The 11774-nt window shown below is 58.1% G+C and carries 12 protein-coding genes and 1 tRNA gene; all 13 read right to left on the bottom strand.

What is annotated here, in order from left to right; all coding sequences use genetic code 11:
- Positions 1–389: 389 nt before the first annotated feature.
- Complete coding sequence (locus IIC71_12435) at positions 390–749, bottom strand: hypothetical protein (GenBank protein MCH7669989.1); 360 nt, start codon at positions 747–749, stop codon at positions 390–392.
- 420 nt (positions 750–1169) lie between these two features.
- Positions 1170–1382, bottom strand: a complete 213-nt coding sequence (locus IIC71_12440) for a hypothetical protein (protein ID MCH7669990.1) — start codon at positions 1380–1382, stop codon at positions 1170–1172.
- Positions 1383–1795: 413 nt separating this feature from the next.
- A tRNA-Leu gene (locus tag IIC71_12445) sits at positions 1796–1883 on the bottom strand.
- Between the two features lie 46 nt (positions 1884–1929).
- A complete protein-coding gene (locus IIC71_12450; protein ID MCH7669991.1) occupies positions 1930–2343 on the bottom strand; it encodes a MaoC family dehydratase in 414 nt (137 codons plus the stop codon).
- A gap of 30 nt (positions 2344–2373) precedes the next feature.
- On the bottom strand, positions 2374–3399 hold the full coding sequence (locus IIC71_12455) for a dipeptide ABC transporter ATP-binding protein (GenBank protein ID MCH7669992.1): 1026 nt from the start codon (positions 3397–3399) through the stop codon (positions 2374–2376).
- A 47-nt stretch (positions 3400–3446) separates the two neighbouring features.
- Positions 3447–4463 (bottom strand): ABC transporter ATP-binding protein, encoded by a 1017-nt coding sequence (locus IIC71_12460; protein ID MCH7669993.1) that lies wholly within the window; start codon positions 4461–4463, stop codon positions 3447–3449.
- A 5-nt stretch (positions 4464–4468) separates the two neighbouring features.
- Positions 4469–5464, bottom strand: coding sequence for an ABC transporter permease (locus IIC71_12465; protein ID MCH7669994.1), 996 nt, complete (start codon positions 5462–5464; stop codon positions 4469–4471).
- Positions 5457–6623, bottom strand: coding sequence for an ABC transporter permease (locus tag IIC71_12470; GenBank protein ID MCH7669995.1), 1167 nt, complete (start codon positions 6621–6623; stop codon positions 5457–5459). The genes IIC71_12465 and IIC71_12470 overlap by 8 nt, the downstream gene beginning before the upstream one ends.
- A 145-nt stretch (positions 6624–6768) precedes the next feature.
- Complete coding sequence (locus IIC71_12475; protein ID MCH7669996.1) at positions 6769–8568, bottom strand: hypothetical protein; 1800 nt, start codon at positions 8566–8568, stop codon at positions 6769–6771.
- Positions 8569–8623: 55 nt separating this feature from the next.
- Complete coding sequence (secG, locus tag IIC71_12480; GenBank protein MCH7669997.1) at positions 8624–8854, bottom strand: preprotein translocase subunit SecG; 231 nt, start codon at positions 8852–8854, stop codon at positions 8624–8626.
- 126 nt (positions 8855–8980) lie between these two features.
- Positions 8981–9730 (bottom strand): 2,3-diphosphoglycerate-dependent phosphoglycerate mutase, encoded by a 750-nt coding sequence (gpmA, locus tag IIC71_12485; GenBank protein MCH7669998.1) that lies wholly within the window; start codon positions 9728–9730, stop codon positions 8981–8983.
- Between the two features lie 94 nt (positions 9731–9824).
- Positions 9825–10589, bottom strand: coding sequence for a triose-phosphate isomerase (locus IIC71_12490; GenBank protein MCH7669999.1), 765 nt, complete (start codon positions 10587–10589; stop codon positions 9825–9827).
- Positions 10582–11766 (bottom strand): phosphoglycerate kinase, encoded by a 1185-nt coding sequence (locus IIC71_12495; protein MCH7670000.1) that lies wholly within the window; start codon positions 11764–11766, stop codon positions 10582–10584. The genes IIC71_12490 and IIC71_12495 overlap by 8 nt, the downstream gene beginning before the upstream one ends.
- Positions 11767–11774 lie beyond the last annotated feature (8 nt).

Raw genomic sequence — 11774 nt, forward strand, 5'->3', positions numbered from 1 at the left:
AAAAAGGGTAGCTCACACGGTCGCCGGGGGGTGTTGCTTGGCCCCGTGGTTGGTTCTATCCCCCTGGGTGGGGGTGTGTTTGGGTGGGCTGGGACTGTTTTTCTCGGGTGGGCTGGGTAGTTCAAGTGCGGTCCTGCTTTGGTTGGGTTGGGGTGAGGGTGACGGTTTGCAGGGCGAGGAGGTGGGAGCAGCGGCGGGTTCTTGCCGGGCATGCGCACCACCAACATATCGTTCTCGACAAACGTCGGCGCGGGTTCGAGTCCCGACCCCGACCCCGGGATCTGGTGTGATGTCGTACATAATTTGCCACAGGTTCAGACCGATGTTCCTGATGGTTGCCGTAGGAGTCCCCGTTTTTTTCGGCGCGTCGACGCCTATACGATCATCATTCAGGCTTCCGAAAGCTCGACCCGTCGCTCGTGCCACTTCTGGCGATCTGATCGACGTGTGGGCGACGGCGGAAACACCAAAATCCCCGCGGGTATTCCGCCTGTAGCTTTGATCGATTCGATCACGAAGTCCTTCGCGATCGCACCGGCAGCAAATCCGGTTTCCGCGTTAACAGCGATATCCACATCGATCTCGCCAGTGCTGAGCACGCCGCCGACGGACGAATCGAACACAATATCGGTCTCGCATTTGAGCATCGCTGTTATCAACTCATCAGACAAAATCTCGAGTCTCTTCTCACTAGCGCGTCGACCCGTAGCATTCGTGACAAAGAATGTGAAACTGAACGTGTACGGCATCATCACTCCTTCCAGCATGTTCTGCTCACCAGCCAACGTCTGACTCGCTTGGCATAGTTAGCATTTGGTGTTAAATGTATCATCTTCCGGTGTTTATCGTCACATGGGCACTTCATCTTGAAGTAAGTGTGACCGCCGCCGCTGATGCGCCATTGTCGCTTTTCCGCGTCTTTCAGCAGCGCTTCAAGTTCCTTAAGACGATGCTTCGGTCTCGTCACAATACCCCACCGTGGCAGCCTCGGTCCGTGTTCTCAACATCGATCCTACACACTCTCACGCGACTATTGCTCGAAAATTGAGAACGCGCACCGGGCAGCTGGTCTCGGTAGGTCAGACAGATCACACCTGCCGCTTCCAGAACAGTGAGCTTCCCTGCCAACACCGTTGGTTTGACGCAGTCCGGTTGGAGATCACGATCATTTAGTCGTTTTCGTATGGAGGGAGGTCCAGATCGTCTTCGTATGGAGGGAGGTCCAGATGGTCAGCGAGCGCTTGGTTGATGTTGCGGAGGTCGGTTTTCCATTGGTTGATCTGGCCGGGTTCGGTGTCCGTGTGGATGAGGTTCTCGAGGCGCTCTCGTTCGTCTCGGAGTTTGCGGAACTCGTCGATTGACTGTTGGTCTGATATTGCCATGGTGTGTGTCCTGACCGATCAGAGTTGGGAGACGCTTGGTGTGCCGGGCTCTGCTTTTTTTTCGCGTTTCCAGAATAACAGGTAGGTGGTGTCTTTGAGTTTCTGCGAGACCGCACCGGCTAGACCCGCCCAGATCGACCGTCGGGCGTGTTCGGGTGCTCATTGGAGCCGGAACCGACCAAACACGGCGCAGAGATGGCCAGAGCGGCTCTGGTCGTGGGCCTGCGGAAGGAAGGGGGAAGCTCTCCCCTGGCGGGTCGAGAAGGCGTCGGGTGGTTACCTGGGTGCGCTTCGTAGTGTGTCATAGCGGGCTTTTGGGTAGAAGATTGGGTAGAAGATCGGGTGTGAGGCTGTCTGTCAGAGCGGAGCCGGAGGCTCAGAACCAGAGAATCCCCTGTATCTATTGGGGATTCTGGTGTCGGAGAGAAGACTCGAACTTCCATGGGCAAAAAGCCCACTAGGCCCTCAACCTAGCGCGTCTACCAATTCCGCCACTCCGACGTGCGAACCGGAAGTATACCGTTTCACGCACCCGTACCAAGTTGCATCACTCGTACAGGCGTACCAGCAGCTCGCACACACAAGCGGGCTTTTGCGAACCTTCCAGCTCGACCGTTACCTCTGTTTTTAGTTGGACGCCGGCTACAACCTCGGTCGCTGAAACGATCTTGGTTCGGAACCTGACCCTGCCACCAACTCGTACGGGCGTTATGAACCGAACCCGGTCGAGACCGTAGTTGATTGCCATCGCAACACCTGCCACCTGCGGCATGGGGGCATATTCTGCAACAAGAGACAACGTTAGAAAGCCGTGCGCGATCGTTCCTCCGAATGGACCCGCAGCCGCTCTTTCTGCGTCGACGTGAATCCACTGTTGGTCGTCGGTGGCATCAGCGAATTGTTGGATTCTCTCCTGTTCAATCACAACCCATTCGCTCACTCCGACCTCGGACCCAACCATCGGACTCAGTAGCTCCAGAAGCGCCACGATCTAGAAGACTTTCCTGACTTCAGGGAAGTGGCAAGACACCCAGTGGCCAGGAGAGAGTTCCGTCAGGACGGGCTCATCAACGTCGCACTTGCCCTTGACCGCGATGGGGCAGCGGGTGTTGAAACGGCAACCCGGCGGCGGGTTTGCTGGTGACGGTATGTCTCCCTCCAGCAGTATCCGCTCACGGTTTCTCTCAAGCACCGGGTCTGGAACAGGAACCGCCGATAGCAGGGCGTGCGTATACGGGTGCATCGGCTCTCTGTACAAGGTATCTCGCTCGGCGAACTCGACGATCTTTCCGAGGTACATCACCGCAACACGGTTCGAGATATGCCGAACTACAGACAGGTCGTGCGCAATGAAGAGATACGTGAGACCGAACTCGTCTTGGAGGTCTTGGAGCAGGTTCAGCACTTGTGCCTGGATTGACACATCGAGGGCGGACACGGGTTCATCAAGAACTAGGAACTTCGGGTTCAGCGCGAGCGCTCTGGCGATTCCAATACGCTGGCGCTGGCCACCGGAGAATTCGTGCGGGTACCGGTTGGTGTGTTCGGGGCTCAGCCCGACGACTGCAAGCAGCTCCTTGACTTTCGTCAGACGATCCCCGACGCTGCCTTCTCCATGGACGATGAGGGGTTCAGAGATGATGCTCGCAACTGTCATCCGGGGGTTTAGCGATGCGTATGGATCTTGAAACACGATTTGCACGTCCCGACGAAGTTGGCGCAACGTAGAGGCATCGGCTGCCGCGATATCGACGACCTCGGTGGTGCCGTCTGCAAGCTCGCGCCGGAAGTAGACCTGGCCTTCCGTCGGTTGGAGTAGGCGCAAAACACAACGGGCCGTTGTCGACTTTCCACATCCCGACTCTCCGACAAGACCGAGTGTCTCACCCTTTTTCACCTGAAAACTGATATCGGAAACTGCCTGCACGGCTCCCACTTGTTTCTTGAAGAAGATCCCGCGCTTAATCGGAAACTCCTTGACGAGATGGTTCACACGCAACAGCACGTCCTCAGGCATGTCGATGGGGTCTGCGGATGGGCCCGAACCGGTCGTGCTGCCCAGGGTCATCGAGCTGCCTCATCCGCACCGATAGCGGTGAGATCCAACTCTGCGGCGCGGTGGCAGGCAACCGTGTGGCCTGGAACGTTTGACTCACCGATCAGCGGCAGGCGCTGCCGGCACACGTCCATTGCAAAGTCACACCGCGGTGCAAACCGACAGCCGTCAGGAAGGTCTATGACCGATGGCGGCGCTCCACGAATCGAGTTGAGTCGATGCTGGTGGTCCTCGTCGAGCCGTGTCATGGAGCCAAGCAGTCCCCAGGAGTACGGGTGTTTCGGATCGTAGAAGATGTCCTCAGCCGAGCCCGACTCCACAATTGCACCAGCGTACATGACCTGGATCGTGTCGCAGAAACCGGCGACAACACCGAGGTCGTGGGTGATGAGCAACACCGCGGTTCCGCGGTCATCGGCCAACGCAAGCATGAGATCCATGATTTGGGCTTGCGTGGTTACATCAAGCGCCGTCGTTGGCTCGTCCGCAATGAGCAGCTCCGGATTGCACGACAAACCCATTGCGATCATCACTCGCTGACGCATGCCGCCCGAGAACTGGTGCGGGTAGTCCTGAAGCCGCTGCGACGCAAGTGGAATCTGGACGTCGGTCAGGGCTTGGCCCGCGATGTCTCTCGCCTCTGCCTTGGTCACGTCTTGATGCAACATGATTGTTTCAATGAGCTGTTGGCCAACCGTGTAGACCGGGTTTAGCGATGTCATCGGGTCCTGGAAAATCATCGCGATCCGACCACCCCTGACTTCGCGCATCTCATCCTCGGTCAACTCGAGCAGGCTGAGGCCATCGAACATCATCGTCCCTGTCACTATCTGGCCCGCAGGAGGTTCGATGAGTCGCATGATCGACATTGCAGTCACGGACTTCCCCGAACCAGATTCCCCTACGACACCGCGCCGCTCACCACGATTTAGCGTGAACGAGACACCGTCGACCGCCCGAACAACACCTTCTTCTGTGGAGAAATACGTTCGTAGATCGTCCACTTCCAAGAGAACATCGGGCACGGCGGTTACTTTCTCTCGATCGTCTGGGTTGGGTCGAGCGCGTCGCGGAGACCATCACCGATGAAGTTAACGGACAATACCGTCATGACGAGTGCCGACGCTGCCGCCACGAACTCCCACCAAAAACCTTTGGTTGCGACGCGGGCGCCTGCAGATGTCATGCCGCCCCATGTGGGAGTCGGAGGGCGCACGCCGAATCCGAGAAATGACAACGCAGCCTCGATGATGATCGCCGTTCCCACGATCAGCGTTGTTGACACAATGATTGGACTCATCGCATTCGGCAGAATGTGCCGAAAGATGATCCTGCGGTTGCTCGACCCGGCTGCCCGGGCCGCCTCGACAAACTCCTTCTCGCGCAACGACAAAAACTCCGCGCGCACAATCCGCGCAAGACCACCCCAAAGCAGCATGCCGAGAAGCAGCGCAATGACCCAAGCACCTTCTTTGAGGAACCCGGGAAGTACCGGGACCTGTGGCACGAGTGATCCGAACACGATCGCAACGGGGAGCAACGGCAGCCCGAGTATTACGTCGACTATCCGCATCAACACCTGATCGACGGCACCGGGATAGTACCCCGCGAGCGCCCCGACCACGGTCCCTAATATCGCAACCATCAGCCCGGTCGTCAGCCCTACGGTGAGCGACGCTCGACCACCGTGGATAACACGCGACAGCACGTCGCGCCCGATGTCGTCAGTACCAAACAATCTCTCCGCAGACGGCGCAGAGTGGACAAGCAGCAACCCGGTGTCGGGATCCCTGAGCTGTGTTGCGGGGTGCTCCAACAACTTTCCACAGTAAGCCTCGCGCTCACCGCAGGTGACCAGCGGCGCGGCAAATACGACGGCGAACAACAGACCGAGGAATACCACCGCTATGCGCGCCTGTCTGTGCCTTGCAAGTCGGGTGCGGAACAGGTCCCACTGCGATATCGGTTCGACCGACATTCCCTCGACGACATCAAGCGCAGCGGCGGAGTCGCCTCTGTCACTCATATCGGACCCGCGGATCAAGGACTCCGTACAAAATGTCGGCGACGATGTTCATCAACACAATTCCGGCGCCGATAACCATGACGATCGCCATGATCACCGGGTAGTCCACAGCATTGATCGCACCTATATAGAGCCGTCCGACACCTGGCCATCCGAAGATTGACTCGGTGATGATCGCTCCACCAATTATCCCCGCTATGTCAAGCGAGACTAGCGTCACAATTGGCAGCATTGCGTTGCGAAGCGCATGTTTGAGAACCACGGTGCGACGTGGCAAACCCTTGGCCTTTGCGGTCCGCAAGTAGTCGCTGTGCATCACCTCAAGCATCGCAGCCCGCTGAAATCTGGAGTATCCGGCAATCGAGATCAGCGCGATGGAGGTCGCAGGCAGCGCCAGATGTCGTGCTATATCGCCAAACTGAGCGAGACGCGAGAGGTTATCGTACCCGACTTCCGTCATACCGACGGTGAAAAATGGTTTAATCCCGGTCCACCGATCCACATAAAAAGCCAGCACCACCTGCAGACCGATTGCGATTATGAATATCGGTGTGGAAAACGCCAGGAACGACCCGAACGTCCCCACCTGATCGAAGAAGGAGTATTGCTTTATCGCCTGGAAGATCCCAAGCGGGATGCCGATGATGAGCGCAAGAGCCAACGCCGCGAACCCGAGACGGAACGTCGCACCCGCGGCACCAAAGACTGCATCCCAAACCGGACCATCACCGCGGAACGAGTTTCCCCAATCCATTGCAAAATCAACGCGGCTCCTGATAAACCAAAACAGGGAGAGCCACACCACGGTCACCGTGGCTGCGCGAGTCGGACGCCACCACGTTGCTTTCACCTTGGCGGCGAACATGCCTGCGGACACTGCAATGCCCGATCCGAGCGCGACCCACGGTGCAACTCCGCTGACCACGAACCGTTCAGGTGTGACAAAACCTGAGAGCCACTTGAAGTATTGCTGGTAGATCGGTAGGTCGAGGCCGTACCTCTCGGTGAGTTTTACGATGACGTTCGCCATCCGCGGGTTCAACTTGAGGCGATCCAGCGGGGAGCCACCGCCAAACTGGACGAGCAGGAAGACAATGACACTGAGGACCAGCAAAGTCAGTGCTCCATACACGAGACGTCTGACAATGTACGCCAACAAGCAGGGCCTCCGAACCGCTCGACTCTGCGAGCGAGTATACCGCCCTGTCTCAGGACTTGCGCAACATTGCCTCCGCAGGACCTACCGACAAAAGAGAAGGGGCCCGCAGTTGCGGGCCCCTTCTGGTTGTGCGTAAAGAGTCGGACTAGATATCGACTCTGTACCACTGTTCGATATTCCAGGTGTGACCCGCCTGAGTCGGGTTGTGCTTAAAGCCACCCACCTCATCGGCCCACACAGCAGCCGTCACAAGGCGCTGGTACAGAGGAATGATCACTACCTCGTCGGCAAGGATCTGCTCAACTTCTGCAAGCAGCGGGATGAGGACGTCCTCGTCGACAGACTCGTTCAACAAGATGCGGATTTCCGCAACGCGGGCCGTGGCTTCGTTGATAACTGACGACCCCGGTGTGCCCCAGTTGTAGAAGTTAGAACCTTCTGGTGGTGGAGCGGAAGGATCGAAAACATCGATGATGTCGATCAGACCGGACAAGCCCGGCGAACCGACCCATGCCCATTCACCAAGGTCCCATTTTCCGTTGTCGAGCGTCTCACCAAAGAAGATCTGTGACTCTTCTAGGTCGTTTGTGTACTCAACACCAACATCGGCGAACATCGTGGCGAACAGCTCAGAGAGCTTGACACGAGCATCGTTGTTCGACGTGGTCGTGAAGACGGTAGTAATAGTGTCCTTGCTGAGCTCAGCCTTGGCTGCCTCGAAGAACTCCCTCGCCTTATCTGGGTTGTAGTCGTACTGCGCCCATGATCCTTGCGAGAGGGTCGGGCTGAACGCCTCAACAAACGAATCGAGTGGCTCGACCTGACCGGCAAGGATCTCGTCCACAATGAGGTTCTTGTCGATCGTGTGGGCTACACCCTTACGATAGTTGAGACTCTCGTTGGACGACGTTGGGTTGCGGTCGAGTCGCGCCGGACCGAATTGGAAGTTCAAGTGCTCCCACACCGGGCCACTGAGAACCTCGACGCGAGCGCCTTCGGACTCAAGCTCTTGCAGGGCCTCGATGGTCTCGGACGCCGGTGGCGGCGCGATGACGTCAAGCTCGCGAGCTTTGAAAGCATTGATGATCGACTCGGTCTCTGGGATGAACCGGAAGACAACGCTGTCCAGATACGGCAACTCGTCGCCGTTCTCAGCCGTCTTCCAGTAGTTGTCATTGCGGACAACCTCGATGAACTCGCCCTTCTGCCAGTCGTTGAACACGAACGGACCGGCGGACACCCACATGGTGTCGTTCCAGTCGTTGAGGAAGTCAGAACCCTCCACGTCATGTTTCGGAATAAGGACGCCGAACAGGAGTTCGAACAACACCGTTGGCGCGGCGAGCGTGTAGGAGAACGTCTTGTCGCCGACCTCTGTCGCGACGATGTCCTCATACGATGTCGTGTCGACTGCATTGTCTGGATCCAGGATGATATCCAGCGTGAATTGGAAGTCTTCGCCCGAGATCGGCACACCGTCAGACCACACTGCCTCGTCGAGGATGTTGTAGGTCACGGTCATCGTGCCGTCATCGTTGATGACAACTCCGCCGTTTGGCTGGGTCGGTAGCTCCGTCACGAGCTCTGGGATGAGCGCGAGGGTGAAGCCGTCGATCTCTTGAACGCCGGCGTGATATGCCTGGCCGATGATCGCCACAATAAAGTTGTCGCCACCAGGAACGAATGGGTTCAGGGTTGGTGGTTCTTGGTCGTCGGCTACGACGACGGTGCCACCGTACGCTGGGCCTGTCATGACCTCGGCGGTTGCCGTCGTGACCTCGGCGGTTGTCGTTGTCGTCGCCGGCGGTGCGGTCGTGGTTGTTGCTGCTGGGCCCGCTGTCGTTGTTGTATCGTCGGTCGTTCCGCCACATGCTGCTGCGATGAGAGCAAAAGCGAGAACTGTCGAGAACCATGCGATCTTGCGGCTACGCCACAATCGATTCAAGGTTTGCCTCCTTAGTTGTCCGTGTCGATATCCGAAACGTCAATCGAGTAGCAACCTACCCGCGGCCTAACCACGTCAGCCACAATGTGGTGGCAGCGAAGAAGGCCGCGGTGAATACGGTGATTCGATCGAGGTTTTTCTCAACCACGGTCGCACCACCCGAGCTTCCCCCCATACCGCCGCCAAACATGTCGGACATGCCTCCGCCACGACCCGCATGGAGCAGGACAAGGAAGATAAGCAGGAGCGACACCAGAAGGTGGATGACTACAACGATTTGTTCCACGTTTCAGGAACCCTTTCTCATGCGCGATCCGTGCGTGTTGCGTGGACCCGCGGTGAGGAAGTATCGCTGCACTGATAGTCGAGGTCAAGTCGCCAACAATGCAACTTATCCCGCCGCTAGTGCAGGTTATGTTCCTTGGCGGGCCTGCGCCTCGACCGCTGCCGCCGCCTCCGCAGCAGCTTGCGCGTCGCCGAGGTAGTGCGAGGTCGCCCGTTGCAACGACTCATCCAACTCATACACCAGCGGGATGCCGGTTGGGATGTTGAGAGAAGCTATGTCTTCGTCGGAAATTCGGTCGAGATGTTTCACAAGCGCACGCAGGCTGTTGCCGTGGGCGACAACAACAACGGGCCCCCCTCGGCGCAGGTCCGGGACGATCGAGTCGTACCAATAGGGCATCATGCGATCAACAACATCCGCAAGACACTCGGTTGCGGGCACGAGATCTGGAGGCATCCAGTTATAGCGATCATCGTTGAGTGGGTGTCGGGGATCGGTGCGGTCGAGCGGTGGCGGTCGGGTCGCGTACGACCGCCGCCAGAGATGAACCTGTTCCTCGCCGTGCCTTTTCAGCGTCTCCGCCTTGTTGAGTCCCTGCAGATCACCGTAGTGTCGCTCATTGAGTCGCCAGGTCTTGTGAACCGGGATCCAGTGCAGATCCATCTCGCCGAGAGCGACATGGAGGGTGTCCGTTGCACGGCGAAGCACAGAGGTGTGGGCAACCTCAAATACAAGTCCTGCGTCGGCCATGAGCTGGCCCGCTGCGCGGGCCTCCGCAAAACCCTTCTCAGTAAGCTCAACGTCGGTCCAGCCTGTGAAGACGTTCTCAAGATTCCACACGCTTTGGCCGTGGCGCAGTAGGACGAGCGTTGTCATGTGACTCCTACTCGGGCGACTCGCAAACCGTAGCCCGCCTTGATCGGTGCAGAGAAACGAAACGACGAAGCCGGGAGCTGTTGGGCCTGCAGAGTCACACCCAGTACCGGACTATCGACGCAAATACATCCGGGTCAAGCGACGCCCCACCAACGAGGGCGCCGTCGATGTCCTTTTTTGCCATCAGCCCGGCTATGTTGCCGGGTTTAACCGATCCTCCATAGATGATGCGGGTGTGGTCACCAGCGTCCCCGAACGCATCGACGATGGTCTCGCGTATAAACGTCGCGACGGTCCCAGCATCGTCGGCACTGGCCGTCCTGCCGGTCCCGATCGCCCATATCGGCTCGTAGGCGATGACAAGTTTGGCTGCGTCATCCACGGTTAGCCCCTTCATGCCTGCGTCGATCTGTGACGCCACTCTGTCTTTGGTCTCGCCTGCTTCGTGTTCTTGCGCAGTCTCGCCGACACACATGATCGGTGTCATCCCCGCCCCAAGCACTGCCCGGACCTTCATATTGACCTCAACGTCGGTCTCGCCGAAGATCTGACGCCGTTCGGAGTGACCGGCCAACACGTATCGAACACGTAGCTTCTTCAGCATTGCCGGTGCAATCTCCCCAGTGTATGCACCAGAGTCCTCCCAGTGGCAGTTCTGGGCGCCCAGGTCGATCATGAGCCGGTCAGCCTCAATCACTGTCTGAGTTGATCTGAGCGCGGTAAAGGCTGGAATGATCACTACGTCGACCCGATCGTGATCTGCAACGTTGAGACGAAGGCTCAGTTTCTGGACCATCTGGATCGCTTCGAGATGCGTTGCATGCATCTTCCAGTTTCCCGCAATGAGGTTCTTACGCATGTGTACTCCATCTCTCTAGTACCGCAACACCCGGTAAGACCTCTCCTTCGAGAAACTTTAGGCCCGCTCCGCCACCGCTCGACACATGAGAAATGTCGCGATCAATCTCGAACATGCGTAGGGCCGCAACCGAATCGCCGCCGCCAACAACAGTAAACCCATTGCTAGATGCGTACGCGACCGCGTTGGCGATCCCCGCCGTCCCCGAACGGAATGCTTCCCACTCGAACACGCCCATGGGCCCGTTCCAAAAGACGCGCGCCGCAGCGGCAATCACATCGGCGAACTCCTGTGTCGCTCGTGGACCGATGTCGAGACCCATTCCTGTTGAAGGGATTGCCGTACCGGCGGTGACATGATGCGCGGCGTCTGGTGCAAAGGACTCTGCAACAACCACGTCCGCAGGCAGCAGGATCTTGGCCCCGTGTTCACCTTTGAGGAGCACTTTGACCTCGTCGATCATGGAGTCCTCGACGAGCGACCTCCCGATTTCGTAACCCGCGGCGGCGAGAAGCGTGAAACACATCCCCCCACCAACAAGCATCATGTCGACCTTGGGAAGGAGTCGTTTCATCACCGCGAGTTTGTCCGAGACCTTCGCCCCACCGAGCACCACGACATACGGGCGATCAGGGCTATCAAGCAGCACGTCGAATGCGTCAATCTCTGAGCGCAAAAGCACTCCCGCAGCCGACGGGATTCGAGACGCCACACCAACATTCGATGCGTGAGAACGGTGAGCAGTACCAAAGGCGTCGTTCACAAACAAGTCCGCCAGACCCGCCATCTGGTCGGCAAACTCGGGGTCGTTGCGCACTTCGCCTTCGTCGAATCGAGTGTTCTCAAGAACCACCACGGTTTCTCGCTCGGCGCGGTCGATAGATTCTTTGACCGCGTCACCGACTGTCTCGGAGAGCGAAAGGATGGGAAAATCGCCGATCTCGCCAAGCCGGTGGGCAACGGGCGCCATGCGCAGCAACTCGTCGACCCCGTCGGGGCGGCCCAAATGGCTGCACACAACAACCTGCGCGCCGCGCGAACGCAACATTTCAATAGTCGGAACGCTCGCAGCAATCCGGAAGTCGTCAGACACTACGCCCCGGCTCATCGGCACATTGAGGTCGGCACGGACGAGGACAGTCTTGTCGGCAACCTCTAGCGAATCGATCGTGGGGATTGTCACGA

It is taken from the genome of Acidobacteriota bacterium, assembly GCA_022562055.1.
Lineage (GTDB): Bacteria > Actinomycetota > Acidimicrobiia > Spongiisociales > UBA5794 > BMS3BBIN02.